Below are 26,382 nucleotides of genomic sequence, written 5' to 3'. Positions count from 1 at the left end.
ATCCCATACCTAAAATAATCTCTCCTCTAATTATGCAAAAATGTTTAAAAATTGTAAATCGTTTTCAACCTGTTTTTTTACAATTAACAGAATTTATTTAAGATTCGATTTTCTAGTGTCTTTGGATAAAATATTCGTTTACTAGAATGGTAAACTGCAGTAGCTTTTCATTCATTGACATGCGGTTTGACAGCGTAAAAACAGGGGTATTTGGATCCGGGAACAGATCAGCCCATTCCAGCGGCATCCAGCCGCGACGAAGCCGCCCAATCGAATCATTTCGCATATTCAATAAATGCTCGTCCATAAAAATTTGAGAGCCTTCCACTGTACCCACTACTCTGCCGGTCGAGTCGACGACTTCTTTTTTTAGCTGATTTCTTTCAACTTTTTTTTCGAAGCTGCCAATGTATTTTTCCTCTTCGTCATAAACATGAATAACAAGATGATTTTTGCTGATTTGATAAAATCCAAGCTTTTCATTTTTTGCGTCCAGTATTGTATACAGTTGTTCCGAACCGAATAATCCGTATTTTCTGCCTCTTTCTGCCTGAATGGTTCCTGCCAGGCTTCCATTAGGAAAAAAAAGAAACAGACGCGGCCGTTGGGTATTTTGAAAGAAGATCAGAAAATGGTCGGTCTCGTCAAATGAGCAATCTCTTTTTTTGGTCTTTAACAGTTCTCGATGAACAGCGATCGATTGCTTATACCACCTTAAATACAATTGAAATAGTAGAATGCTGTAGATGACAAATGGTATGGCAAGAAGCATAAGTTCATTCTGTTTAAAAATAAGGATGTTACCAATAACAATTGCCAATGCGGGAATTAAAGCAGCGAGACTCCCGTTTAAATTAATCTTTGCTGCATTCCGATAATAACGGTCGATGTTCATATTGAAAACTCCTCATTTTATTCTTCTATACAATTTATTAAAATCCCTACCGAAAAATGAATCTAAAATTCGAAAAGAATAGAAAAAAGAGGCGGAATGCTTGGCCTCTTTTTATTTCGATCGATGGTTAATCCTTCGGTTCTATTTCATTTACTCATTTTATGGGTTAAAAAAATCGAATAATCCACGGAATTTGGTACATGTATCCTTCATATGCTTTAATAGCAGCAATAATTGTAAAAACTGCGGCAAGAATACCAAGAAGCCACAAGCCGATAAATCCAATTAGGATAATGGTCAAAAATCCGCTGATCAGCGTATAAATAAAGTAAGAAATCATAAAGTTAAAATACTCTCTTCCATGATAATCAATGAATGAAGACTCCTCTCGTTTCAATAGCCAAATGACAAGCGGTCCCAGGATCGGTGCAAAAAAACTGATTGCATACATTGCTGCTGCCAGCAACCTTTCTTCATTGTTCGGCATGTTCCTTCCCCCACTTTCTTGATTCATCTACTATAATGTTACGCTGCCGCCTCGAAAAGTTTCATTGATTCGTTCATTTCAATTTTGTTATTTTCCTTAAAGAAGCTTTTTTTGTAAAATAAGGATATTGCAACCATTAAACGTAAGGAAAGGCTGACTATGACAAAGACATTATTAAAAAATGCAACCATTTATCCGATTACATCTGAACCGGTGCGGCGCGCAGATGTTTTAATTGAAAATGGAAAAATCATTAAAATTGGTGAGAAAATTGCAACGGGTACGAATGTGAAAATGATTGATTGCGGCGAATATTTTCTCCTTCCCGGGTTTATTGATGTGCATACCCACCTTGGACTTTACGATGAAGGAACAGGATGGGCGGGCAATGATGCAAATGAAACAGCAGAAGCGCTGACCCCGCATATCCGGGCGATCGATGGAGTGTATCCATTTGATACAGCATTTTCAGATGCTATCAAAAGCGGTATTACGACGGTGCACATTATGCCTGGAAGCGCCAATGTCATCGGCGGAACAACGTCGGTAATTAAAACTGCCGGAAAAAATATTAAAAAAATGATTGTGCGTGAGATTGCCGGTCTGAAAATCGCTTTAGGGGAAAACCCAAAGCGGATCCACAGCAATGGCAAAAATGATTCAATCACGCGGATGGGGATTATGGGGATGCTGCGTGAAGCCTTTTATGATGCGATGCATACCGATAAGCCGGAGGATTTGCGAATGGCACCTATATTAATGGCATTAAAGAGGGAAATTCCCGTTCGTATTCACGCACATCGTGCAGATGATATTATCACGGCAACAAGATTTGCTGATGAGTTTAATCTCGATTTGCGGATTGAACATTGCACAGAAGGTCATCTAATCGCTGATGAACTTTCTGGACGTGGATTAAAAGTTTCTGTGGGACCAACGTTCACGCGCCGGTCAAAAGTTGAATTAAAAAATAAAACTTGGAAAACGTATCATGAGTTATCAAGCAGGGGTGTGGAAGTGTCAATTACAACAGACCACCCGTATACACCGATTCAATATTTGAACATTTGTGCGGGGATTGCTGTACGTGAAGGTCTGTCCGAACAAAAAGCATTAGAGGGAATTACCATTCTTCCGGCAAGAAACTTAAAAATTGACCAAAAACTCGGCAGCATTGAAGTTGGAAAAGATGCCGATTTGGTGTTATGGAGTCACCATCCGTTTCATTATTTAGCCAAGCCGATTTGGACAATGATTGGCGGTGAAATTGTTTTTTCACAAACATAATTTTGATAAAAATTTACAATAATATTTACAAAAAATTAAACGAAAATCTCTATCTTTTTCATTGTTTTTCTTGTATGATTCTTTTAGTTAGCCTTAGGAGGTTTACTGTTTCTATACTACCGACAAAAATCATATAGGGAAGGCAAATGGTGCGCCACCAGGGAACTGGTTCTAGTGGGTTCGATTCCCACCCCGAAATTTTTTAGGATACTTTACAAAAAATTTCGAGGGTGGGCTGCTTCTTTAGTATGGAGCAGAATGCCCTTTATCGGAGGGATTATCGTGCTGAAAAAACGTGATTTGCAAGATTGTCACATTTTATATGAACTCATCACGCATCCGGATGTCTTCCCTTTTGTGCGCCAAAAGGCAGCATCGTATGAAGAATTTTTGTTTATGACAAAGCAAACAATGGAAGCAGAAGAGCGCGGCGAGTTAATTTCACGAACAATTTTAGATGAATGGGGATCGCCGATCGGAACAATCAATTTATACGATATTGAAAATCATGCTGGCTTTTTAGGAACATGGCTCGGCAAGCCCTACCATGGCAAAGGATATAACAGCCCGGCAAAAGAAGTGTTTTTCAATGAACTGTTTTTTGAATTAGGCATTGAAACCATCTTTATGCGAATCAAAAAAGAAAATATACGCTCGATTAAAGCTGCTGAAAAACTTCCTTTTGTCGTCAAAGCCAATGAGACAAGAAAGTCCATTTATGAACAGCTTAATGCAAAAGGAGATGTATACGATTTGTACGAAATTTCCAAAGACCAGTACACACTCCACATCATGCGAACAGCTGCCAATAGCCCAATCGAAAGCGATCGGTTAGAAGCATAAAGAATACGCAAAAAGACTAAATCAGCCGATTTAGTCTTTTTTTACTGATTTTATTCAATGAGATTCATATTGATCCCCTCATTGGCTTCACTCAATCCCATATAAAGCATAAGTTCATCAAGTTCTTCGTCTGTCAATGTTTCAAACCTTCCATCATCGAAAAAAACTTGTGTTTGATTTGGATTAATTCGATTTAATTTAAAATTCATCTCATTACCCCTTTTCGTTGATGATTACCTCCTATTATCAACGAAAAGAAGTTTTTTATTCAGGTAATTCGAACTGTTTCATTGCAATTTTTGACTTTTTAGTGAACATGTCCATCTATTGGGCAATGATCAGATTTTCATTCGCTTGCTGAGAACATCAACCCCACCTGTAACTGGAATGATGCTTCCTGTTATAAAGCTGGATTGCTCATCAGCAAGAAAAGCAATCACGCGCGCAACATCTTCTCCTGTTCCAGGTCTGCCAACAGGCGTTTGCTGATCAAAAATGACTGCATCAGCTATGTTCTTTTCCTTCCATTCTTTTGTAATATCACCAGGGCAAACCATATTGGCCGTGATTCCATTTTCAGCTTCTTCAAGGGCGATCGTTCTTGTCAGCGAGGCTAAACCTGTTTTTGCAGCTGCAAAAGCAGAACGATAAATCCAGCCTGGAGCCGTCTCAACCCGGTCAAAACCGAACGTTATAACCCTACCCCACTTTTTTTCCCGCATATGAGGAATAATCAGTTTTGCTAAGAAAAAAGCGGATGCCAGATTTCCGTTCATTAAGTAATTCCATTCTTCAAAAGTGTATTCAGTCATTTTTTTCGGCTGATGAATATATGGACCTGCGTTATGTATCAAGATATCAATGGAGGAAAAAACAGAAAGTACCTGTTCAACCATTCGGATGCACTCTTTTTCATTCGCAATGTCCGCTTGAAAACAGTCATTTTTCGTTCCGTATGTATCTGTCAAATGCTTTGCCAAGGAAGAAGCTTCTGATTCACTTTGCCTGTAGTTGATTGCTAGCTGGTATCCTTGTTTGGCTAAATAGTAAGCTGTTCGTTTCCCAATCCCGGCCGATCCGCCGGTAATCAGTGCAATTTTTTCCTTCACAAACGATAACCTCGCAATACCCAATTTTGTTCGATCATTCTCTTCTATGGTAAAAAGAATTTTCAAGATTTGCAAATATTTATTTGCCAATTCAAAAGGTTGCCGATAAGTTTTAATAACGAATGGGCGTTTATCTGCATAATATGGGATAAGACCGACAAAAGGAAGTGACAGGATGCAGACTGTAATCAATATCTTCAGTTTAAAAGTCAACAGTGTTTCGAATAACGGGTCTATAAATATTGGTGAAGCCCTTCATAACGCCCCTACCGCCAATTCTAAGTCCCAGGGTCACAATGCATCCTACGGTGATTTTGCTCCACCAACAGCAGCAATGGAAAATGTTTTTATTGATCCGGACGTAAACGATATGGGCGACATCGCAAATCCGGCAAACGTCCTTTCAAATCAAATGTAAAAGGACTGAAATGAAATGCCTTTTCAAATCAATATTTTTAATATAAAAACGAACGCACTCAACAACAATGCCAATATGGCCTTTGGCCCAGCCGTCCATAACAGCCATACCGCAAACTCCAAATGGGTTGGCACCAATATGGCCTTTGGCGATCTGTCTCCAAACGGCTCCTTCTCAGCAAATGGAGTAGGCGATTTTGACGTCAGTGACCAGGACCAAATTGCGAACCCTTCTGCACCTATTTCAAACCAATTTTAACTTGGCTGAAAGGATGAATCAACATGTTTCCATGGAATATATTCCCATTTAATAAAGACTCCAAAAATATGCTCCAACAAATGAAACCGGAGGAAATCGACAAGTACGTTCAAGATATTATGGAAAAAATGATCCCAGGAACGATGAGAGGAATGATGAATCCTCAAGACATGCTCAATCAATTTCAATCACCAATTGGATCCCAGCAAAGCCAGGATGCGCTTCAATCGACCACATTTGAAACCCATGATTTTGTTTTTGTGCGGATTCCAATTAAAAATGAAGAATGGTTAAAGCAAATGGCCATTTACCATACATCCAATAAACTGCTTGTCGAACACATTCCTAATTATGAGGATAAACATTCAATCACCCTGCCGGCAATCGTTAGGAAAAAAGGGGCGGCAGCTAATTATCGGGATGGAATTCTTGAAGTACGTATACCGAAAAACATCGATATGCAATTTTCCCAAATAGACGTGACTGAAATTTAACCAGCGTCGATTTTTTTTGCATTTTTTTCTAACTCAAAAATATGATGGAAGTAGCCATCATCTTATGGGGTGATTTTATGGAAATTGATAAATTAAAACAGTGGCTTGATCTCGCCCAGCAATACCAGGCTCAAGGTTTTTGGAATCAGATTTTTACTGATAAAACAGCAGAAAAAAATGAAATGGGTCAGATGGTAAATCCGTTTTCCCTTCCGCAAGAATATGCGCCCAAATGCGATTTGTTTGAGACAGATGGTTTTTTGATTGCTGAAATTGAAATACCCGGGTTAAAAAGGCATGATATCCAAGTTGCCGTTAACGAGCAGACGGTAGTTATTACCGGGGAGCTAAAGGCACTGCAAGCTAACGGCAAATACTATTTAAAAGAAAGAGTAAACCGTAAGTTTAAAAAAGAGCTAACGCTCCCCTTTCCAATTCTTCCCGACCAGTGCACAAATGAAGTGGCCGATGGCGTTTTAGTGATTTCCATGCCGGTTAAAGCCGAAGATATGGAAGCTATTCCAATTTCATTTGAATCCTCATCCGATTAGAGGCGTGGCGTGCTATGCGATTCTTCAATCGCTTTTTTAAAAAAGACGATAGGGTTGTCAGGAGACTAATGGATCTAGAGAAAAAAGTATCCAAGATGGAAACCTTTTTAAAAGAAAAACAAACAGAGAGCACTCCGAAAAAACAAACAACACCTGAAAAGAAGGAAGAACCGCCAACAATTCATATTGAAAACATACAGATTGACAAAGTGGTAATTGAAAAGCTCGATTATGCCAATAATTTTGGACAGCTTGGCATAAAAGATCTATCTGGAAAATTAAATATTGGCACAAGCTTTGAAGGTGACATCGCCAAAGCCGCGGAAGAAAAAATCAACCAGAAAGCAAAAGTGCAAATTCGCGCGAAAAAAGAAGAGACGTGATGAAAGAGACAGTCTTAAATCGGCTGCCTCTTTTAGTGGTTTTCGTTCATACCATTTATTCAAAATGAAGTGTTCGTTTTGTTTTGACTGGCGATTCCCGAGCAATTTTGTTCTACAAACCTATTCTTCCTTACTTAGTCTCTCCATTTGTTCATCATATAACCGGATCAGCTCCAGCTTCGCTTCTGGTATAATTGGAGCGGCCAAAATTTTCTTTATCGACAAATAAAATTTTTCATACTTGTTTTTTCTTACTCTTGGATGGGAATACTCGTCAAGAAGCTCTTTTGTAATCGATTGTTTTAAAATCGATTCACTATTCTTTTCCACCCCGATGAGGCTGCGATTTTTCCACAATTTTTGATATTCCTGCACTAAAAAATCATAATCCGAGATCCCTTTATTCAACATTCTTCACTCCGTTTTCATTCTCATTTGCATTGTTACATATTTGCAGAGCTTATGCAAAAAATAAAAGTAAATATAGACCTAAAGGAGTTGGAACGCATTGTCAAATTCACCTTATCGATGCCCTAACTGCAAAACGAACCGCAGCCGTTTTAACATTATACATCAAGTCCCGAAGGCTGTGAAACTGGATCCGCACACGGGAATGGTAGTTAATGAATATACGGAAGGAGAGCTTGCGCCATTTCACCTTTCTTATAACGGACCTGAACTGAAAGTGCAATGCGCCGCCTGTGGCCTAATCGAAGATGAACGAACTTTCATTAAATTCGGAGAAAAAACAATTTAATCTTCAAAAAAACACCTCTTACCGTGTCGTTTTACTTTAGTAAGAGGTGTTTCCATCTTCATTGAGTTTAATTTTCCTCAATGAAATCAGAGCTGCACATCAAGTTGCCGGAAAAAATCCGAGGAGTCTATTTTCCAACGCTCAATGGGTGAGAATCTCAACAAACGGAGCGTTCCCTTAAATTGCTGCCGCCCCTTTTTTTGTTGCACTAAATCAAGCTCAATCGGGATCTCTAGATTGATTTCTTCCGTTAAATCTTCTGGCGGCAATAAAGGCAATCTCGCTATTTTTATCGTATCAATCTGCGAAAGAATTTTATCCCAAGCAAAAGTTTGCAATGACAGACCGGATACAATTCGCTTATCTTGCTGCTTAATACCGGCTATATAGGCCCGTACTGCCTCATACGGATCTGCCTTGTTTAAATATCCATCGAGCACCCCGGCAGCTTTAAAAATCATCAACATATGCGCTAAATCCATCGATTTGGTTCGATGGGTTTTGCTTCCATAAAAATGGATGCAAAAATGACCGGGAAAATTATTTTTCAGTGCACCTGCACCATGCAGCATTCCGTGCATGGAAGCGGCAATCCATTGATCATGGTAAATGACATAAATAGCCCGCCGTTTCCAGCTCCATTTTCCGTTATAGATTTGCTTCATGATCCTGGTGTCTTTTGCAGTAAGCGGCTGCACATCAGCATGATTGCTTCCTGCCCTGCGTTGAACGTGAAACCTTTTCCCGGATTCAACATCAAGAACATCAAATTTAGAATATTTCGGCAGCAGGTGATTCACTTCTGTCCACGGAAGCATTTCAATTTTCAATTGAACGGTTTCCGCACTGGCAGCATTGCTGCTTTTGAGAAATAAAAGAATGAGCAATAGAAAAAATGCTGCTTTTCTCATTGGAATCCCCCATTTCAGGACATGAGCTATTTAAAGCGTTACCTGAATTACACATAATCATTCACTGAAATGGATCCCGAAATGGGTGAAGCGAATTGCTGTTCACTTTGTTAAATTTGATCCTCGAGCATTTCCACAACCATCGAATGGATCATGTGTTGGATTTCCACTTCACTGTGGTTTGATAAATATCCTATTTTTTGAAACCATTCAGTTTTTACCTTCCAAATAGGGATATATCCGTTTGGGTAGTATTCCGTTCCGATTTCGATCCCAATTTCAATAAATGACTCGTATTTGTCTGCAAAAACATCTATTTGGTGAGCGTTTTTCCTATTTTGGTTGCGGATTAATTCAATAACGAGACGCTTCCCGGATTTCTCAAATTTTGCCTGATATGCTTGTCTTAGGTCAGCGCAAATTTTTTCAAGTTTTATTTCAAAAAAGTGAATTTTATCCCGCAATGGATTATCGAATTGAATGATTTGTTTCAACCTATCACCCCATAAAATCAATTCAATCTGTCTGTCCATTTTATAGGATTTCCATTGCCTATTCAAACCATCGGCTTTTAAACGAGACAAAAAGGCCTGTAATTTCCATACGATCTGGAAACTTCAGGCCCTTTCACCTATTTCATTCTTGTTTTTAAAACTTCAATTGCTTTTTGAAGCTGGGTGTCATTTTTTTGAATTTTGTCTCGAAGCATCTCCATAAGCTTTAGGGTTGTCTCGCCTTTTAATACGCCATCTGCAGGTAAATTTTGCGCTTTTTGGAAGGCGATCAATGCGGTTTGCGTTTTTGCGTCAAAAAAGCCATCATCCCGGCCTGGGTCATATCCTAAAGCCTTTAGCATCTTTTGGGCTGTTTTTACATCTGCTGATGAATCCGACAATTTTTGCTCTTTGTCCGGATTCATAATCGGCAAGGATGCATAGTCCGGAAGTGCCACTGGAAAATCAGGCATAATTCCTTTTTTGTGAATCCAATTGCCATTTGGCGTTAGCCATTTTGCCATTGTAAACTTCAGATTGGAACCATCCGAAAAATCTTGTGCTGTCTGTACTGTTCCTTTGCCAAACGATTTTTCGCCCACAAGCGGAACACCGGCGGATTCTTTTACAGCCGCTGATAAAATTTCGGAGGCACTGGCGCTGCCTTTATCGATTAAAACGACTAATGGCATCGTAGGCGTTCCATCATTTTGTGACGTATACTCTTTTATTTTTCCATTGCGATCCTCTACTTTTAATAGCACTTTCCCTTTTGGGACAAACAGGCTGGAAATATCGATTGCTTGATCAAGAAGTCCCCCCGGGTTTTGCCGGAGATCCAGCACAAGACCCTTCATCCCTTTTTTCTGAAGATCATTCAATGTTTTTACAAGCTCTTTTGATGTATTGCTTGAAAAACTTGTGATTTGAACTTTTGCAATACCGTCTCCTACCATATCGCCATAAACGGTTTGAATCGGAATTTCATCGCGCACGATTGGGACTTTTACCGGTGCTTCTGTTCCTGGTCGCTGGATCGTCAGTTCCACTTTCGTCCCCTTTTTCCCGCGAATCAATGTAACGGCCTGACTTGAATTCATTCCTTGCAAACTTTTTCCGTTAACGGCTACGATAATGTCATTGGGTTTTAGACCCGCTTTTTCTGCAGGAGACCCTTTTATTGGCGATACAATGACAATATGGCCATCTTTCTCTTGAATTTCGGCGCCAATTCCTTCAAAAGAGGAAGAAATCATGTTTTTAAAATTTTTCGCCTGATCGTTGCTCATATAATCCGAGTAAGGATCCCCGAGAGAATCGACCATTCCATTAATGGCGCCATTAATTAATTTTTTATCGTCTACCTTCTGGTAATAGCCGTTTTTTAATGTATCAAACGCGGTATAGAACTTTTCAAATTCTGTCCGATCTTTGCCGACTGTTACGACCTTATCTTTTCCAAAAGCAAGAGCAAAGGTGGTAATACCGGCAGATAAGAAAACAGCTAGAAAGAGCAGCATGATAAAGTGAAATTTCTTCATGCGAATGAACCCCGATTTGCCTGCGGGAGCCTGCTCCTCTTGTTCAGTGCCTTGCTGATTTTTTTCAAGCTTATGTTCGTCCAACACTTTCACCACTTTCATTAGCCATGACTCAAGAATAAAAATCCTTATTGATTAGAATACCATCTTTTTCAATGAATGAACAAAAAAAGCTAAAACGATAGCGATTAGATTTTTTTTACCTCTTGAAAATACTCCTCTAATGTCCATTGATGCTTATCGATTATCGTTGCGGCTTTTACACCGACATAACGGAAGTGCCATGGTTCAAATTCATAATGGGTGATCGCTTCTTTTCCTTTTGGGTAACGCAGGATAAAGCCAAATCGATAAGCATTTTCCGCAAGCCATTTGCCTTCCACTGTGTTTGTAAAATCTTCCGTTAAATAAAAATTGGTGGATCTGCCGGCAATATCCATTGCCAGACCGGATTGGTGTTCACTTGTACCGGGAACTGCGACCGCCTGTTCCGCTTTTTGCTGTCCAACCTTTTTGACTTCTGCATCGAAGAGGGTTTTTTGGCGGTTAAATGAGCGGTAACCTGACACTGCAAAAAGCTCAACCCCTGCTTTTTTTGCTTCAGCAAACATGTTTTCAAGTGCTTGGGCCGCATCTTTTCTCATTAAACTTTGTTCCAATTTTTGATCGCCGAACGAGAAAGCCACATTGGGTCGAACAAGATCACCGGGAACATATTGATCTGGTAAAGCGTAATCTTTGTTTACTAAAACCAATGGATTTGTCGGGTTTTGAATTTGGTTTTTACCATCTACTTGCTTGATTGAATTAAAATACATGGCTGGAAGAGCCAGTTCGTCTTGCGATGCATTTGTATTGGCTTTTTGAGGAATTTCCCCCCCCGGATTCTTCGTCTTCCCAGGATCATTTTGAGTTGTTTTTTCGGCAGTTTCCGCTTGCTGCTTTGCTTGATTTGGTTTAAAAACACTTGCTTCAAGATTGCTGCAGCCTGCAGCGAAAACAATACTTCCGATCACAATCAATAGATTTTTTAATTTCATTTCTTTCACCTAATTTCATTTCTTTACGCACTCTCCTATTTTACCATCAAACGATAGGAAAGCTAGCGAGAAAAATTATGGATTTAGCTTCGTGGTGAATTTTTTGCTGACAAATAGAAAACCCTTCCTTTTTAGGAAGAGTCATTTTGAAATACTTATTTCACGATACTTTCGAGCGCGACATCGATCATCTCATTAAACGTTAACTGTCTTTCTTCTGCAGTTGTTTCTTCCCCTGTTAAAACATGATCACTAACTGTTAGAACTGAAAGCGCTTTGCGGCCAAATTTAGCCGCTAATGTGTACAGGGCAGCCGTTTCCATTTCCAATGCAAGGATTTGATACTGAGCCCATTTTTCCAATTGGGCATTGTCATTGTAAAACATATCTGCCGTAAAGACATTGCCTACCTTTACGTGCAAGCCTTTTTCAGTACCTGCGTCATATGCCTTCTTTAATAACTCGAAATCAGCTGTCGGGGCATAATCAATTCCATTGAATGTCAAACGATTCATTTGAGAGTCCGTCGATGCTGACATCGCGAGGATGACGTCACGTACCTTTACATCTTTCTGGATGGCACCGCAAGTACCTACGCGGATAAGCGTTTGGACATTATAACTTTGGATCAGTTCATTCACGTAAATGGAAATAGACGGAACACCCATCCCCGTTCCCTGCACGGATACTTTTTTCCCTTTATAGGTTCCCGTGTAGCCGAACATATTCCGAACTTCGTTGTAACATGTGGCATTGTCCAAAAATGTTTCGGCAATATATTTTGCACGAAGTGGATCACCTGGCAATAATACAATTTCGGCAATTTCATTTTCTTTTGCTGCAATATGTATACTCATGAATTCCTCCTATTTCGATTGAAAGAAAAATTGGTTTTGCCCCTCCACTATATCATAATGATTGCCAAGAAAAAACCTTCTAATGGCCGCATATCCTTTCCGTGTTTTAGGGAAGCTAGGTAGTAGGTAAGGATTTGTTCAATCTTTCCGAAAAGGAGGAAGTAATCGATGGGTAAAAAGCATCGAAACCGAATTAATTCTCCAAAGAAAAACAATCATATCCCTGCCGAACAGATCGTCGCAGAACATGAAGCTCACGCAAAAGATGTGACAGCTACCGGTGGGCGAAAAAATAACCATTAGAAACATGAAAACAGCCCTGCCTAGTCTTTTCCGGCAGGGCTTGTTTGCTCATAAAATAAAAAAAACGTAAATGCTACTCTTCCTCTATTTCTTCATCGATAATGCTTTTTTCAACTAAATATTCAAAGGTAATATCAGCGAGTTCCTCTAATTCCTCTTCCGAAGGAACGTATCCCCTTTTCACAAGCTCATGAAAGAAAAATTCTGCGATTTCCTCCGTATCAATAAATACTTCGATTTCTCTCATTCGCGTCGCCCCCTTTTTACAGAATGTATGTTGTGTATGGCTTTTTCATGCTAAACGTTTTTTACAAAAAAATGTTTACTAAAAAAATGTCTAGAACAGCTCGGACAAGCATAGGATTTGATAGCAAATGATTTCAGGAGGTAATTTCAGATGGCACAAATCCAAGCAATGTTCAAAGCTTTTATCACGGATGTAAATGATGAAAACGGCGTATTTCAACAATTCTCAGAGGGCACAACCCAATTTCTCTTTTTTCTGGTAAAATGGGTTGGAATTCCTTTCTTCATCATTGTATTGATCGCGTTTTTAAAACTGTAAATTATACATGGCTTTTTCCGTCATTGTTTACCATTGTTTCCAACTTTCGTAAAATGACTTTCATTACATGATAATATTCCTGATCATGGAACAGTTCATAGAGAATCCGGTAATCGTTATACATGTCGAGCAAATGATCAATCAGTTGTTTTTTCTCCATTTTACGGGCAATTTCTTCAGCTTCCGCTTTGCGCAGCATATTCTGCAGTTTCGGCAGTTGGAGTGCCTTTTGCTGCTTATTAATTAAGTAGAGCAGGCCTAATTTTTGAATAAATGTTTCTGCACTTTCCGCGTCGGCAACAAGGGTAAGCTCTTCTTCTCCCGCTTCCAGCCATTCTCCATCACTGACTCTTGATAACTCATAAATGACGTCTTCCCAGGCATCTTCTTTATAGCGCCATATTTCCGTACGAAAACCAACTACTTTAAATAAATCCGACCCATACCCGCTGACTTGTACTAAGTCTCCGAAAAAATATTTATATTCAATATCGATTTGTTCCTGTTCCATAACATTTCCCTCATATTCAGAGAGAAGTTGCAGTGCTGCTTCTACATAAAGTCCTTCACTTTTATTCACTTCGTATACATATTTTTCATCAAGCCATTTGACATCTGTTACTTTTCCAACCGTCCCATACATCGTTATCACGACTGTATCACCGATTTTATATTTCGGCTTTTTCCTTTTTTCCATATTCCTCCATCCCCTCAATGATGCGTCGTGAAAGTTAATTACCATATTATATGCACCGATTAAGGAGAAGCGCACGAGTTTTGAAAAAAGAAAAATCGCCGGGATAAACGGGCGATTAAGAAAAATTCATTAGAGCTTCATTTCGGATAATTGATAGAGCTGCCAAGCATCATCAAAAACAGTCATACTTTCCAAATAAAGGCCATTTAATTCCAGATACGAGCTGATTTCATGATAATCTTCTGATGTTTTCGGAAAACTGTGATCTTCATATGCCTGATTGGCAAACCGGCTAATCGCATCTTTTGGTGCTGGATGCCGGTATTTCATTAAAAAATGATAAAAAGATTTGCTCATCATTCAAACGCCTTTCTTTTCTTGTTCTATCTTACAGCTACTATACCTGTTCTTACGTGTAAAAATCAAAGTAATTTTTTTTCAATCTTCTTGGAAGTTTCATTAAATCCTGATAGGTGATGGTTTTTCCAAGCTGCTTTGTGTCAATTAACAGCAATTGATCTTCAATTTCTTTTATGATTTGTTCATCTAAAAAGTTCATTGCACAATTCGCACAAGAAATAACGGGGGCCTCTTTGATTTCAAGCGCTCTTGTTCCATCTGGCAATTCCCAAAAAACACTTTCCGGATTCGTTGAAATGTTTGTACAATCGCACCATACACACTTATCCATTTTCTTGTGTATCCTTTTCAGCTGAATTACCGGCAGGACGCTTAATGCCATTATTATTTTCCTTTTCAACTAGCGCTTTAAACTTTTTTTCTTTTAATTCATCGCGTTTGTCTCGCTTTTCTTTTAATGATTGGTGGGTTGGATCCTCTGCATATGATTTTCGCCGATTTAGCCTTGCAAGCCCTTCTGGCACAAGATTGAAGTGCTGATCATTCATTACCCCTGCAATTCCTGTTTGCGATTGTTTCTCCTCCAAGTCAGCAAAAATTTCTTTAAAATATTCTTCCGCCCTGCCCGGAACATAATCCTGTGGTTCCGGATAAGAAGTAATCACGCCTTCAAAATTGCGCAGAACTACTTTTTCGGGGCTTTGAGAAAGCAAATAATTCGGCTGCAAGGCGATTTTTCCGCCGCCGCCCGGTGCGTCAACGACGAAGGTAGGAACGGCATATCCCGAAGTATGTCCGCGCAAGCCTTCGATGATTTCCAATCCTTTGGAAACGGGGGCCCGGAAATGTCCAATCCCTTCTGATAAATCGCACTGATAAATGTAGTAGGGACGAACGCGGATTTTGACAAGATCGTGCATTAATTTTTTCATGATTGGCACACTGTCATTGATCCCTGACAAGATGACGGACTGATTTCCAACCGGCACACCGGCATTTGCCAGCATTTCGCAAGCTCGTTTCGATTCTTCTGTTATTTCAATGGAAGTATTAAAATGCGTGTTCAGCCAAATCGGATGATACTTTTTTAAAATGTTGCAGAGGTTTTCGGTAATTCGCTGCGGAAAAACAACCGGCGCTCTTGTGCCAATGCGAATGATTTCCACATGATCAATATCCCGTAAATTTTTTAAAATATATTCCAAAATTTGATCATTGATCAACAGGCCATCGCCGCCTGAGATCAACACATCCCTTACTTGCGTGGTTTCCCGAATATAGGCGATTGCATCATCGAGCTGCTTCTTTGGCACGCCCATGCCAATCTGCCCCGAAAAGCGCCTTCTTGTACAATAGCGGCAATACATCGAGCATTGATTGGTTACAAGAAAAAGTACGCGGTCCGGGTAACGGTGTGTTAAGCCAGGTACTGGTGAATCTTCATCTTCATGAAGCGGGTCTTCAAGATCATATTTCGTTTTGGTTAGCTCTTTTGAAATAGGAACTGATTGCATACGAATCGGGCAGCGCGGGTCGTCCGGATTCATTAATGAAGCATAGTAAGGAGTGATATTAAGCGGAATGGTTTTTGTCGAATTTCTCACCCCTTCCTCCTCTTCTGGCGTTAAATGAATCACCTTTTTTAAGTCTTCCACTGTTCGAATCGTATTGGTTAATTGCCAGAGCCAGTTATTCCACTGCTCATCTGTCACCTTTTTCCACAGTTCAATCTCTTTCCAATGCCTTTTTGGTTTATATAAAGTTTGTTTCACTTCTCATCTTCTCCTTCACGAAGTACTGCTTTTAATTCCTGCAAGTTTTGTGCCAACGTGCAAGAAGGAGAAGGATTGAAGATCGAAGCAAATAACGTAAAAAAGCGCCGAATTTTCAGCGCTTTTATTGGTATTTTTTTAGCTTATATTGCAATGTTTGCCTCGGTACTTCAAGCAATTTCGCGGCTTGGTTTATATTTCCGTTTGATTGTGCTATAGCTTTTTCAATTAAATCTTTTTCCACTGCAGCTAAATTTGCTTTCAGGGAACAGGATTTTTCCATCAATGTAGGGGTATGAACAGCCTTTTGTTTTAGCATCGGCGGTAAATCTGTAATCGTTAAATGGGCATGTTCGCCAAGATGCATCATGTATTCCATTGCGTGTTTAAGTTCGCGAACATTTCCCGGCCAGGCGTACGAAAGAAAAAATTGTTTCAATTTCTCATCGAACCCTTGAATGTTTTTGTTTAACATCTCGTTAAAACTTTGCCGAAAGTATTCGGTCAACAACATTATATCTTCCTTCCGTTCCCTTAACGGCATGAGTGCAAACATAAATACATTCAGCCGATAATACAAATCATGCCGTAGTTTGCCATATTGCAGAACTTTTTCTGGGTGTTCGTTCATCGCGGCAATCACCCGAACATCGACAAAAATACTTTCTCCACCGCCTACTCGGCGAACCATCCCTTCTTCTAAAACGCGCAGTAATTTAGCCTGCAGCTCAATTGGCATGGAATTCAGCTCATCCAGAAAAAGTGTTCCGCCATTAGCAAGTTCAAACAGTCCTTTCCGTTCCACTGCCCCTGTATAGCTTCCCTTTGCCGTTCCAAACAAGATACTCTCCAACAAGCTTTCCGGGATGGCTGCACAGTTTTGAGCGATAAACGGGCCATTCGCCCGCATTGATTCCTGATGAATACCTTGGACGAACAATTCCTTCCCTGTCCCGCTTTCACCATAAACGAGAATGGGAGAAACAGATTTTGCGAGTTTCTTTGCTTCCGCTTTCATTTTTGCAAATTTCGGATTCACTGTCTTTAAATCGCTAAGCGTATACTTGGTGTAGCTCCCCCCCTGCTTGCCTCTTCCGTCGTTCAACCCTTTTTGCAGCTCCAGCAGCCGATTTGCCAACAGTTTTATGCGCGAATAATCTTTTGCAATTTCTACCGCCCCGATCACCCTTTTCTCTAAAAGAAGCGGCAAGGTTGTGTTGATCGTATCAATTCTTCTTCCATGTGCATTCACATACACTTGCGTTTGATTGTAGATTGGCTTCCCAGTTTTAATTACTTTCAGCAATGTACTCGTTTCGCCTGTAAGGGAAGGAAAAGCCTTCAGCAATGGTTTCCCCAGCACTTCCTTTACCGCCATTCCGTCATGGCGACCGGCGACTTCATTATAAAAAATCGTTATCCCATCTGTATCAACAACATGGATTCCCTCATCAATGCTCTTTAAAATGGCTGAAAGGACTTCGCTCGTCAGCTCCGTTGATTGGCTCATTTTTCAGCCTCCCGCTTTCCATGTTGAGAAGGTGCCGAAAAATCGTCACAGTCTGCCGGGAATTTAGCAGTCCGCAAGATTCTTTACCCATGCATTCATGTTTTCGAGTTTATCATAAATATAACAATTATTGATCAACCGGCCACGATAGTTATACCCTAGCTGAAAAAGTGCAGCGTTCATCCCAAACGACAACGCCCTTGCCAATGAATAGGCACAATAAATATTCTGTTTTCTCAATTCTTTCTCAAGTTCCTTCAAAATCCACTTCATCAGTCCGTGCTTTCGATGAGCTTGCAATGTTGCACAATCGGTCAACTCAGCATTTTTATAAAAAGAATGCACTTCCGCCGATGCCGCACTGACAATTTTCCCATTATAAAAATAGGCGTAATAAATTGTTCCCTCCTTCATCGTTTTTCGCACATATTCCGGGTCATGCAGCGGTGTCGGATAAATTGGAAAAACGTGGCGATAAAGGTTCGCCAACTCATCTGCAACGTCTTCACCCGCCTTTTTTAATTCATATTCTTTCGGCGGGAAGGAGGCTTTATCCGTCTCTTTTCGTTCATAAATTCCGCGAATAATTGCATCTTCGGCTATCCAATTCTCACTTTTCCTGCGCTCAGCCGACCGGTAGTTTGTTAAAAAATAGGCGTTGGATCCTAAAAAATAGTGATCAACAATTGCTTCCAGTTGGAAGCCTTTTTCAATAAAATCAACTAGATGTTCCGATCTCCCTTTTAAGATAATCTTCTCTGCAGCCATTCGTTCCGCCAAGTTATCCGCTGCTTTTATTAAATCGGTGAGATTGCCGCGATAATCATCAATCCTCATTCTTTTATTAAATGGATCCATGTATGCTTCAAGGTAATAATGGTCCCCGTGAATCGTTACAGTTTTTGCAATTTCGGCCACTTTTTCACCACCTTTTCGTTTGATATCAGCCTCCTAATCGGCCGCTCCACACCATTCCATTAGTGTGAGGGCAATGATTTCACTGGCAGCAAACACTTCTTCAAGCTCAATATGCTCATTGGCATCATGTGCTGTTACTGTAATTCCCGGTCCAAATACAACAACGGGAACATTGGCAATCGTCGAGAGAAGGCCCCCGTCTGTTCCCCAAGGACTTGCTTCCACCACTGGAGCTGTGTTTTTTACTGCTTGGAAACTTTCTTTCAGTACTTTAACAAGAGGATGTTCTTCATCTATACGACCGGGAATCCACCTTGCACCAAACCATTCAATTTTTAACGGATGTAAGCTGAACCATTCATCTAATTGATTAAGATTTTCGATACAGGCTTCCATTTCCTTTTGTGCTTGTTCCATCGTTTCTTCGGGACTAACCCCCATTCTGCCTTCAATTACAGCTTGGTCAGGAACAGATGAGGGCCACTGACCGCTGACCATTTTTCCAATATTGATTGGAATTGGAATTGGAATCGTTTTATATAGGGGATCAGAAATCTTTTGATTACGCAGTTTTTCAAGCTCTTGAATTTTTTCGACAACCAACGCGGCTTTCTCAATCGCACTTACACCCTCATATCTCGTTCCCCCATGTGCTGCCTTTCCGCTGACAAGGATTCGAAACCACATTGATCCTTGTTGTTTTGGGAAAATTTTCATGTTCGTCGGCTCGGGAATCAAGGCACCATCCGCACGATACCCGCGAAGAATTGCAGCCAGTGTTCCCGCTCCGCCGCTTTCCTCTTCAATTACACTTTGAAAAATAATATCGCCTTTTAAGCGGAACCCTAAGGCATTCACTGCTTCAATCGCCATTAACATCGCAACTGTACCGCCCTTCATATCCGTTGAACCTCTTCCATAGAGCCTCCCGGATTGAATGCGCCCGCTGAATGGATCATCTCCCCAGTATTTCTCATCCCCAACCGGGACAACATCGATATGACCGTTTAAGACAATCGACTTTCCGCCGCCTGTTCCTTTTAAAACGCCCACAACATTCGGATTTCCCGTGAAATCTTTGCGGTCGCAAAAAAAGGCGGGATGTTTTGATAATTCATCCCCATCGAGTTCCCAAATATCCAAGTTCATTCCGAGTTGCCGGCATTTTTCGATCACAATTGCCTGTGCTCCGCTCTCATTGCCGCGGGTACTGCCTTCTTGAACAAGGATTTGCAAAAGCCTTGTTCCTCTTGCCCTGTTTTCCTTCAGCCATTCTTTTATCCGCATTTTTTGATCTGATCCCATTGCCGCTCCCCCTTAGATCAATAAATTCTTCGCAAGCTACCGCTTACATGCACTTTGCAATCCGTTTGTTCGACCACATCCTTGACCCCGTATGGTTCAAACAGCTCGATAAGCCATAACCCCTTCGCTGTCACCTCAAATACGGCCATCTCGGTAATGATTCGGTTTACACAGCCTTTTGCGGTTAAAGGCAGCGTGCAGCTTTCAACGATCTTCGGTCTTCCTTGCCTATCGCATTGTCTCATTACCACAGCTACTCTTTTCGCTTTTTGGCCTAAATCAATCGCTCCTCCCATTCCCGGTATTTTGCGACCCGGAACAATCCAATTGGCTAAATCGCCGTTCTGACTGACCTGCAGGGAACCGAGAATCGTTAAATCAATTTTCCCTCTTCGAATCATCGCAAACGAAATGGCGCTGTCACAGTAGGAACCGCCTTTATTCAGCGTGACTGGAAACCCCCCGGCATTGCATAAATTCGCATCTTCCATCCCACGAACAGGGCTCGGACCCATGCCAAGAATGCCATTTTCCGCATGGAACACGACATTTCGCTCCTTTGGCAAAAAGTTTGGAACAAGTGAAGGAATGCCAATGCCAAGGTTAACAACCATCCCATCTTGAATCTCTTCTGCCGCCCTTTTTGCCATACGGTTTCGTGCATCTACTCCCATGCCCATTTCCAGTTCACCCCTTTGGACAAAATCAGATAATCGACAAAGATTCCTGGGGTTACAACTTCTTCCGGATCAAGTTCGCCAGCAGGTACGATTTCCTCCACCTCAGCAATCGTAATCCCCCCTGCCATTGCCACAAGCGGATTGGTATTTCGTGCACTCTTGTCGTAAACAAGATTACCGTATACATCCGCTTTTTTCGCGTAAACTATTGCAACCTCAGCAGTTAAGGCGGTTTCAACCAGGTATTTTTTCCCATTAAGTTGAAGCAAGGGTTTGTTGTTGTTAACCATTTCATTCTCGATCCCAACGTCTGTCACAATTGCCGGTAACCCAACCCCGCCCGCTCGGATTCTTTCTGCAAGCGTCCCTTGAGGCGAAAATTCTACCTCTAATTTTCCGGCACTCATCTGCTCTCCTGCGAATGGGTTTGATCCAATATGTGAAACAATCACCTTCTTTACTCTTTCAAGGCAGATCAGCTTTCCAATCCCAATATCCGGAAATCCAGTATCATTTCCGATTAATGTCAATTGTTTAACACCTTTTTCACTAATGGCTTGAATGATGGTTGGCGGGGAACCGATACCGCCAAACCCTCCAAACATCAGCGTCATTCCATCATGGAAGAAGGGCATTACGGTTTCAAGCTGTACGATTTTTCCATAAGGATTTTCCATTTACACGCCCCCGTTTTGAAGTTGAATGGAAAAATCTTGGAAAACTTCCGTCAATAAAGAAATTAGTTTTTCCATTTCCTCCTGGCGAATCGTAAGCGGCGGGGAAAGGATGATCGAATCGCCATTTATTCCATCAATACCGGCACTGGCCGGATAAACAAGAAGGCCACGGTCTTTCGCTATTTGAACGATTTTTTGTGTCACCAGTTCCTTTCTTGAAAACGGTTCTTTACTGACCGGATCTTTGACAAATTCGATGCCTAACAAAAGACCTTTTCCGCGGATGTCCCCAATAAAAGGAAAGTGAGTTTTTAACGCTGCCAGCTGTTCCTGTAAAAATAAACTTTTTGATTCCACTTTGTCGACAAGCTCATGCTTTTCTAGGTAATTGAGAACAGCAAGGGAAACAGCACAAGCCTGCGGATTGGCACTAAGAGTGTGCCCGCTCATGACTGATTTTGAACCTGCAAGAATCGGCTCGATCACTTTGTCACTTGCAACAGCGGCTGCAATTGGCGCATAACCGGCACCCATACCTTTTCCTAAAGCCAGCAGATCTGGTACAATGCCCCACTGTTCGACGGCAAACATCGTTCCGGTTCGGCCAAACCCTGTCATGACTTCATCGGCGATAAACAAAATATTGTTTTCTTTGCAAATGGAATGAATGATTTTGTAATAATCTTTGGGAGGGGTAATCGCACCGCCGGCTGCACCAATCACTGGTTCAGCAATAAAAGCGGCAATTTGTTCGGCGCCGATCCGCTTAATGGCCGTTTCGAGTTCGTAAGCACAAAGATAACCGCAGCCAGGAGCCGTTTGGTGATAAGGACAGCGGAAGCAGTAGGGTGGATGAACAGCCGGAAAGTCTTCCAAAAGTGGTACAAACCTTGCTCTTCTTGCCGGATGTCCTGACATAGCCAGTGCACCCATTGTGATGCCGTGATAGCTGACCCAGCGGGAAATCACTTTCGTCTTTGTCGTAATCCCTTTTTCCTGCCAATATTGAATTGCCATCTTCATGGCAGTCTCAGTTGCTTCAGAACCGCTATTGACAAAAAAACACCAATTCAAATCTCCTGGCGTCCATTGTGCGATCTTTTCAGCAAGTTTTTCAGCGGGTTCACTTGTAAATTGCGAACGGTAAACAAAAGAGACTTTTCTGGCTTGTTCCTGCATTGCATCAAGAATTTCCGCAACGCCGTGACCGATATTGGCTGTTACGGCTCCTGATGCGGCATCTAAATATTTATTTCCTGCCTTGTCATACAAATAAACGCCTTTACCATAATCAATCACTGGGTAGACTTCATCAAGCATCGGTTTTATTAAAAAAGATCGGCTCATCCCCATACCCCGCCTTGTCAAAAGATATGATTCATACAGTAAAGTGTATGTGGCAAAAGATTGTACCTTTCATTTTTGCCAGAATAAAAAAAGAGACACATGCGTGTCTTTAACTCAGTTTTGCTCGATATTGATTTTTGTTTTTGTCCCTTCTGCTGAAATGAATGCCCTTGCGCCAAACGGGATGGTGGCAATTGGTTGAATGTGTCCAAAATTCACATTGGCAATCACCGGGATTCCAGCCAATTCACGTTTATCCAAGATCATTTTTCGAATTGCCGCTTCGGTTACATTTGAAGCTTTTTGAAAACGTCCGATCAATACGGCTTGAATACCCGACGCATCCGGTAAATGCAATAATGACTGAAGATCTCGGTCAAATATGTGGATATGTGATTCTTCATCGTCTTCAATAAACAATATCGATTCTTTTAGCGAGGGCATAAATTCAGTTCCCTGCAGCAAATTGAGGGTACACAGATTCCCGCCGATTAAACGCCCCTCAGCTTTTCCTTCCTGAATAACAATCGGTCCATCGTTTTTCATAAATGTCCGGGTATCCTGTTCCAAGTACCATGGATCATCGCTCCATTCCGTTGAAGGCATTAGTTCGTACGGAGCATCATTTGTTACCGCCTCAATAAATGATTGCAATGAATAATCAAATCCATGTTTCATTCCAAAGCTGGAGAAGTGTGGACCGTAGTAAGAAATTAACCCGGTTTTTTTATACATAGCTGCCTGTAGCACCGTTATATCGCTATAGCCGCAAAATATTTTTGGGTTAGCGGCTATCAGTTCATAATCGATGTATTTTAGCAGCTGATTGGCATGATAACCACCGAGTACTGTTAAAATGCCTTTCACATTCGGATCAGCAAATGCGGCATGGAGATCCTCAAGCCGGTTTTCAATTGACGTGGAGAAAAATTCGTCATGCTCAGAAGTGTTCCTTCCATATGTTACCTCAAATCCTAACTGATTTAAACGTTCTTTGGCAATTTCAATTTGTTTTCCTTTTACAACAGCCATGCTTGTTGATGGGGCAATGACCCTTATCTCATCCCCTGGTGCTAATCGTTTCGGCAGCATGCAAACCATCTCTCCCTCTTATTCTTCGAGCCTATTATAACAGAATAATTTGGAAAAAACATTGCGGCGGTGCAGCCGAAACCCTTTAATCGTGTAGGCAAATCGCTTCAAGGTTCGGCGTATGGCTGGCGCTGCCGATCAATGCAATACTGTATGTGCAATCAGCCAGAAATTTCATTTTCGGAAGCGGCAGAACAACTTCCTTTCCTCCTGAAACACGTGCTTCAAGGTCAACCGTCATCGGCGTTAAACCGAGATAATCGGTGGCCGCCTGATAACAAAGCCTTGGAAAAACAACATCTCTTCCTTTGACCGCAATATCGACTGCCGGTGAATCGGATGACAAATGCAAGAAACGGATTTTTGCCTCGCCAGCCGGCACCTCAGGACAGTTTACATATGGAAGGATTTGAACGGTCTTCGCTTTTCCAACTACCGCCAGCGTATAAGACGGATGTTCGGTCGATAACAACTTGTTCACAAGGGAATTCTTCTTTTCCCCCGACGGATAGACGGTAATCTGACAACAACCGGGAGGAAGCGGGAAATACCCGCCAACTGATTTATAAGAGACATCGTGAAAGATTAATTGACCATTGAAATAAATATCGATATTGCCCACTTTGTAAGCTGCATGCACAAAACGGATAACTGTACCATATTCTTCAGCCTTTGACCCGAATCGGACAATTCCATCCATATGATTCCCTCCTTTTTTTCCTATATATCATAATAGACAGCAATTTATTCATTATTTCTTGGCAGCCACATTCCTTTTTATCCTTGACTTGATACAGGGAAACGACAATAATCATGATAGTATATTGTCCGAAGAGGTGTATAGCAACGTGGATTTGCCAAAAAATTTTATAGTAAAATTTCAGCAATTGCTCCAGCAAGAAGCAGAGTCGTTTTTTCGTACATATGACGATGAAAAGAAAAGCGGGTTACGCATCAATCCTTTAAAAATAACCGAACAAAACTGGCTTGATATTTCACCGTTTTCCCTTGAAAAAATTCCGTTTGTGCCAAACGGATTTTATTATGATTCTGTAAAAGATCAGCCGGGAAAACACCCCTATCATGCTGCGGGCTTGTATTATATTCAAGAGCCAAGTGCGATGTTTGTGGCGGAACAGCTGGCACCTAAACCGGGCGAAAAAGTTCTTGATTTATGCGCAGCACCCGGCGGGAAGACAACCCAGCTTGCTGGTATGATGAATCAGGAAGGTTTTCTGCTAGCAAATGAAATTCATCCAAAGCGTGCCAAAGCATTATCGGAAAATATTGAAAGACTTGGCATTGAAGGCAGCCTTGTCACTAATGAGACACCTGAAAGGCTTGCTTCTCATTTTCCAGGCTATTTTGATAAAATTCTGGTAGACGCCCCATGTTCGGGGGAAGGCATGTTCCGGAAAGACCCCGACGCCGTTCACTATTGGAGTGATGAACATGTGGCTGCATGTGCATCACAGCAAAAAAACATTTTAGACTCAGCCTATCAAATGCTGAATGAAGGGGGAATTCTTGTCTATTCCACCTGTACATTTTCACCTGAAGAGAACGAGCAGACAGTTGAAGCATTTTTGAAAAAATACCCAGATTTACAATTGCTTCCTATCCAAAAGCCGGATGGGGTTCAGAATGGCAAGCCTGAATGGGGGTATGAGCATAATCCGGAACTTCTTAAAACAGCTCGACTTTGGCCACATCACCTGCGAGGTGAGGGGCATTTTGTCGCTAAATTTAAAAAAAATGCTGCCAGCGAGACAGCCAACATAAAAAATGCTGTTTCAACGGTTGCCAAATCGCAAATGAAAGATTTTCAACTTTTTGTTGAAACAACAATCCAAAAGAACCATTTTGCTAACCTTTTTCTTTTTCACCAGCAACTCTTTGCCCTTACTGAAAACTTCCCTTCCTTTCAAGGTCTAAAAGTGTTGCGTGCAGGGCTTCATCTAGGCGAATTCAAAAAGAATCGCTTTGAACCCAATCATGCCCTTGCGATGTCTTTGAAGAATCAAGATGTCTATCATTTTTATTCTTTGCCCTCTTCTGAATTGGAATGGGTTCCGTATTTGAAAGGGGAAACGATTTCCTCCGGTGAAGACCGCGGGTGGATTTTGGTCACGATTGACGGCTACCCCCTCGGCTGGGGGAAGGAGGTTAAAGGAGTCATTAAAAATTTTTACCCGAAAGGATTGCGAATTCGGGGAGCATGAATAAAAACTCGCCGGCTGGCGAGTTTTATTTAACTGGAACGAGCAGGGTAAACGCTATATCGTTCTTTTTTAAATCAAATTTATTGACTTTCACTTTCGCATTGCTTTTTAGCTTGAACTGATCCATATTCATATAAATTAATTTATCGTTCGGCCTGATCTCAACACCTTGTGGAAGCTTGTAGTTTTCACTGATAAATTGCAAAACGTAAGCAGCCGGTAATTGGAGGTTTCCAATTGAAATTGACTTTTGCTTTAAAATCAAGTCGCCATTTTTCAGCGCTTCGGGCTCAAAGGTTAATTTCATGTTTAATTGCTCACTAAAAAACGGAAGAGTCCCGTATAGTTCCACCTCATCCGCCAACTTGATTTGATAATCAATCGGGGTATTAGCTGCTTGTTTTTTTAAATAATAATTGATTAGTTTATTTAGATCCTCTTTATTGGACTGAATGTAAAAAGATACATTTTCACCATTAGGTTTTTTCGACAGTTGGTTTTCACGGTTATTGGTTCCTGGCGCAATTACCAAAAATAAAAGAATGAGTACAATCAGAAGGTCAATTCCCAGTATAAGAAAAAATCCCTTCTTCCATTTATTTTTCATGA

General features: G+C 41.0%; 35 protein-coding genes. 11 read left to right on the top strand and 24 right to left on the bottom strand.

Annotated features, from left to right (window positions below):
- Positions 1–112: 112 nt before the first annotated feature.
- Together ACQYAD_RS10675 and ACQYAD_RS10670 are read right to left on the bottom strand one after the other, a co-directional pair.
- On the bottom strand, positions 113–895 hold the full coding sequence (locus ACQYAD_RS10675; RefSeq protein WP_430238037.1) for a hypothetical protein: 783 nt from the start codon (positions 893–895) through the stop codon (positions 113–115).
- 166 nt (positions 896–1,061) lie between these two features.
- Positions 1,062–1,382 (bottom strand): DUF4870 domain-containing protein, encoded by a 321-nt coding sequence (locus ACQYAD_RS10670; protein ID WP_430238036.1) that lies wholly within the window; start codon positions 1,380–1,382, stop codon positions 1,062–1,064.
- 159 nt (positions 1,383–1,541) lie between these two features.
- Between ACQYAD_RS10670 and ACQYAD_RS10665 the strand changes: the two genes are divergently transcribed.
- Positions 1,542–2,669 carry an amidohydrolase gene (locus ACQYAD_RS10665; protein WP_430238033.1) on the top strand — a complete coding sequence of 376 codons (1,128 nt, stop codon included), beginning with the start codon at positions 1,542–1,544 and terminating at the stop codon, positions 2,667–2,669.
- 282 nt (positions 2,670–2,951) lie between these two features.
- Positions 2,952–3,512: a GNAT family N-acetyltransferase gene (locus ACQYAD_RS10660; RefSeq protein WP_430238030.1), complete on the top strand. Its 561-nt coding sequence runs from the start codon at positions 2,952–2,954 to the stop codon at positions 3,510–3,512.
- Positions 3,513–3,562: 50 nt separating this feature from the next.
- On the opposite strand, the gene ACQYAD_RS10655 is transcribed toward ACQYAD_RS10660, so the two are convergent.
- Positions 3,563–3,721: a hypothetical protein gene (locus ACQYAD_RS10655; RefSeq protein WP_430238027.1), complete on the bottom strand. Its 159-nt coding sequence runs from the start codon at positions 3,719–3,721 to the stop codon at positions 3,563–3,565.
- Positions 3,722–3,850: 129 nt separating this feature from the next.
- Entirely contained in the window at positions 3,851–4,621 is a 771-nt protein-coding gene (locus tag ACQYAD_RS10650; protein WP_430238024.1) for an SDR family oxidoreductase, read from the bottom strand.
- A 175-nt stretch (positions 4,622–4,796) separates the two neighbouring features.
- Between ACQYAD_RS10650 and ACQYAD_RS10645 the strand changes: the two genes are divergently transcribed.
- From ACQYAD_RS10645 to ACQYAD_RS10625, 5 genes are all read left to right on the top strand, one after another.
- Positions 4,797–5,039 (top strand): spore germination protein, encoded by a 243-nt coding sequence (locus ACQYAD_RS10645; protein WP_430238021.1) that lies wholly within the window; start codon positions 4,797–4,799, stop codon positions 5,037–5,039.
- A 15-nt stretch (positions 5,040–5,054) separates the two neighbouring features.
- Entirely contained in the window at positions 5,055–5,297 is a 243-nt protein-coding gene (locus ACQYAD_RS10640) for a spore germination protein (protein WP_430238018.1), read from the top strand.
- 23 nt (positions 5,298–5,320) lie between these two features.
- Complete coding sequence (locus ACQYAD_RS10635) at positions 5,321–5,791, top strand: Hsp20/alpha crystallin family protein (protein WP_430238015.1); 471 nt, start codon at positions 5,321–5,323, stop codon at positions 5,789–5,791.
- Positions 5,792–5,868: 77 nt separating this feature from the next.
- Positions 5,869–6,342 (top strand): Hsp20/alpha crystallin family protein, encoded by a 474-nt coding sequence (locus tag ACQYAD_RS10630; RefSeq protein ID WP_430238013.1) that lies wholly within the window; start codon positions 5,869–5,871, stop codon positions 6,340–6,342.
- A gap of 68 nt (positions 6,343–6,410) precedes the next feature.
- On the top strand, positions 6,411–6,725 hold the full coding sequence (locus tag ACQYAD_RS10625) for a hypothetical protein (RefSeq protein ID WP_430238011.1): 315 nt from the start codon (positions 6,411–6,413) through the stop codon (positions 6,723–6,725).
- A 120-nt stretch (positions 6,726–6,845) separates the two neighbouring features.
- Here ACQYAD_RS10625 and ACQYAD_RS10620 read toward each other — a convergent pair whose 3' ends face one another.
- Positions 6,846–7,136, bottom strand: a complete 291-nt coding sequence (locus ACQYAD_RS10620; protein ID WP_430238008.1) for a hypothetical protein — start codon at positions 7,134–7,136, stop codon at positions 6,846–6,848.
- Positions 7,137–7,233: 97 nt separating this feature from the next.
- Here ACQYAD_RS10620 and ACQYAD_RS10615 point away from each other — a divergent pair, with 97 nt between their 5' ends.
- Positions 7,234–7,482, top strand: coding sequence for a DNA alkylation repair protein (locus ACQYAD_RS10615; RefSeq protein ID WP_430238006.1), 249 nt, complete (start codon positions 7,234–7,236; stop codon positions 7,480–7,482).
- A gap of 86 nt (positions 7,483–7,568) precedes the next feature.
- Here the strand turns inward: ACQYAD_RS10615 and ACQYAD_RS10610 are convergent, their stop codons facing one another.
- The 5 genes from ACQYAD_RS10610 to deoD all read right to left on the bottom strand — a co-directional run bounded on the left by ACQYAD_RS10610 (position 7,569) and on the right by deoD (position 12,325).
- Positions 7,569–8,393 (bottom strand): hypothetical protein, encoded by an 825-nt coding sequence (locus ACQYAD_RS10610; protein WP_430238003.1) that lies wholly within the window; start codon positions 8,391–8,393, stop codon positions 7,569–7,571.
- Between the two features lie 110 nt (positions 8,394–8,503).
- Positions 8,504–8,887 (bottom strand): hypothetical protein, encoded by a 384-nt coding sequence (locus tag ACQYAD_RS10605; RefSeq protein ID WP_430238001.1) that lies wholly within the window; start codon positions 8,885–8,887, stop codon positions 8,504–8,506.
- A 137-nt stretch (positions 8,888–9,024) separates the two neighbouring features.
- Positions 9,025–10,530 carry a S41 family peptidase gene (locus tag ACQYAD_RS10600; protein WP_430237998.1) on the bottom strand — a complete coding sequence of 502 codons (1,506 nt, stop codon included), beginning with the start codon at positions 10,528–10,530 and terminating at the stop codon, positions 9,025–9,027.
- Positions 10,531–10,616: 86 nt separating this feature from the next.
- Positions 10,617–11,468, bottom strand: a complete 852-nt coding sequence (locus ACQYAD_RS10595) for a M15 family metallopeptidase (RefSeq protein WP_430237995.1) — start codon at positions 11,466–11,468, stop codon at positions 10,617–10,619.
- Positions 11,469–11,623: 155 nt separating this feature from the next.
- Complete coding sequence (deoD, locus tag ACQYAD_RS10590) at positions 11,624–12,325, bottom strand: purine-nucleoside phosphorylase (RefSeq protein ID WP_430237993.1); 702 nt, start codon at positions 12,323–12,325, stop codon at positions 11,624–11,626.
- A 168-nt stretch (positions 12,326–12,493) separates the two neighbouring features.
- On the opposite strand from deoD, the gene ACQYAD_RS10585 reads away from it, so the two are divergent.
- The gene (locus ACQYAD_RS10585; RefSeq protein WP_430237991.1) at positions 12,494–12,628 is read left to right on the top strand and encodes a hypothetical protein; all 135 of its coding nucleotides are present in this window, start codon (positions 12,494–12,496) and stop codon (positions 12,626–12,628) included.
- A gap of 73 nt (positions 12,629–12,701) precedes the next feature.
- On the opposite strand, the gene ACQYAD_RS10580 is transcribed toward ACQYAD_RS10585, so the two are convergent.
- A complete protein-coding gene (locus tag ACQYAD_RS10580; protein ID WP_430237988.1) occupies positions 12,702–12,875 on the bottom strand; it encodes a YozD family protein in 174 nt (57 codons plus the stop codon).
- A 150-nt stretch (positions 12,876–13,025) separates the two neighbouring features.
- On the opposite strand from ACQYAD_RS10580, the gene ACQYAD_RS10575 reads away from it, so the two are divergent.
- On the top strand, positions 13,026–13,193 hold the full coding sequence (locus ACQYAD_RS10575; RefSeq protein ID WP_430237986.1) for a hypothetical protein: 168 nt from the start codon (positions 13,026–13,028) through the stop codon (positions 13,191–13,193).
- A 1-nt stretch (position 13,194) separates the two neighbouring features.
- On the opposite strand, the gene ACQYAD_RS10570 is transcribed toward ACQYAD_RS10575, so the two are convergent.
- The 12 genes from ACQYAD_RS10570 to ACQYAD_RS10515 form a co-directional block, all read right to left on the bottom strand.
- Positions 13,195–13,890 (bottom strand): hypothetical protein, encoded by a 696-nt coding sequence (locus ACQYAD_RS10570; RefSeq protein WP_430237983.1) that lies wholly within the window; start codon positions 13,888–13,890, stop codon positions 13,195–13,197.
- 129 nt (positions 13,891–14,019) lie between these two features.
- Positions 14,020–14,247: a YozE family protein gene (locus tag ACQYAD_RS10565; RefSeq protein ID WP_430237982.1), complete on the bottom strand. Its 228-nt coding sequence runs from the start codon at positions 14,245–14,247 to the stop codon at positions 14,020–14,022.
- A 52-nt stretch (positions 14,248–14,299) separates the two neighbouring features.
- Positions 14,300–14,581, bottom strand: coding sequence for a YokU family protein (locus ACQYAD_RS10560; RefSeq protein ID WP_430237980.1), 282 nt, complete (start codon positions 14,579–14,581; stop codon positions 14,300–14,302).
- A complete protein-coding gene (gene ablA / locus ACQYAD_RS10555) occupies positions 14,574–16,022 on the bottom strand; it encodes a lysine 2,3-aminomutase (RefSeq protein WP_430237978.1) in 1,449 nt (482 codons plus the stop codon). Before ablA ends, ACQYAD_RS10560 begins: the two co-directional genes overlap by 8 nt.
- Before the next feature lie 124 nt (positions 16,023–16,146).
- Positions 16,147–17,532, bottom strand: a complete 1,386-nt coding sequence (locus ACQYAD_RS10550) for a sigma-54 interaction domain-containing protein (RefSeq protein WP_430237976.1) — start codon at positions 17,530–17,532, stop codon at positions 16,147–16,149.
- 63 nt (positions 17,533–17,595) lie between these two features.
- Positions 17,596–18,390, bottom strand: coding sequence for a putative beta-lysine N-acetyltransferase (gene ablB / locus ACQYAD_RS10545; RefSeq protein ID WP_430238782.1), 795 nt, complete (start codon positions 18,388–18,390; stop codon positions 17,596–17,598).
- A 93-nt stretch (positions 18,391–18,483) separates the two neighbouring features.
- Complete coding sequence (locus ACQYAD_RS10540; protein ID WP_430237974.1) at positions 18,484–19,755, bottom strand: peptidase; 1,272 nt, start codon at positions 19,753–19,755, stop codon at positions 18,484–18,486.
- A gap of 17 nt (positions 19,756–19,772) precedes the next feature.
- A complete protein-coding gene (locus ACQYAD_RS10535) occupies positions 19,773–20,435 on the bottom strand; it encodes a 3-oxoacid CoA-transferase subunit B (protein ID WP_430237972.1) in 663 nt (220 codons plus the stop codon).
- Positions 20,420–21,112, bottom strand: a complete 693-nt coding sequence (locus ACQYAD_RS10530; RefSeq protein ID WP_430237971.1) for a CoA transferase subunit A — start codon at positions 21,110–21,112, stop codon at positions 20,420–20,422. The genes ACQYAD_RS10535 and ACQYAD_RS10530 overlap by 16 nt, the downstream gene beginning before the upstream one ends.
- Positions 21,113–22,459 (bottom strand): aspartate aminotransferase family protein, encoded by a 1,347-nt coding sequence (locus ACQYAD_RS10525; RefSeq protein ID WP_430237969.1) that lies wholly within the window; start codon positions 22,457–22,459, stop codon positions 21,113–21,115.
- A 114-nt stretch (positions 22,460–22,573) separates the two neighbouring features.
- Positions 22,574–23,551: a S66 family peptidase gene (locus tag ACQYAD_RS10520; RefSeq protein ID WP_430237967.1), complete on the bottom strand. Its 978-nt coding sequence runs from the start codon at positions 23,549–23,551 to the stop codon at positions 22,574–22,576.
- 85 nt (positions 23,552–23,636) lie between these two features.
- Positions 23,637–24,251, bottom strand: a complete 615-nt coding sequence (locus tag ACQYAD_RS10515) for a DUF4397 domain-containing protein (protein ID WP_430237966.1) — start codon at positions 24,249–24,251, stop codon at positions 23,637–23,639.
- Between the two features lie 148 nt (positions 24,252–24,399).
- Between ACQYAD_RS10515 and ACQYAD_RS10510 the strand changes: the two genes are divergently transcribed.
- A complete protein-coding gene (locus ACQYAD_RS10510; protein WP_430237963.1) occupies positions 24,400–25,773 on the top strand; it encodes an RsmF rRNA methyltransferase first C-terminal domain-containing protein in 1,374 nt (457 codons plus the stop codon).
- 25 nt (positions 25,774–25,798) lie between these two features.
- Here ACQYAD_RS10510 and ACQYAD_RS10505 read toward each other — a convergent pair whose 3' ends face one another.
- Positions 25,799–26,380 (bottom strand): YpmS family protein, encoded by a 582-nt coding sequence (locus tag ACQYAD_RS10505; RefSeq protein ID WP_430237961.1) that lies wholly within the window; start codon positions 26,378–26,380, stop codon positions 25,799–25,801.
- Between the last annotated feature and the right edge of the window lie 2 nt (positions 26,381–26,382).

This window comes from Neobacillus sp. SM06, from assembly GCF_050496765.1.
Classification (GTDB): Bacteria; Bacillota; Bacilli; order Bacillales; family Cytobacillaceae; genus JAEVLT01.
The sequence above is the reverse complement of the archived record's forward strand: the minus strand, read 5'-3'. Positions and strand labels throughout refer to the sequence as shown.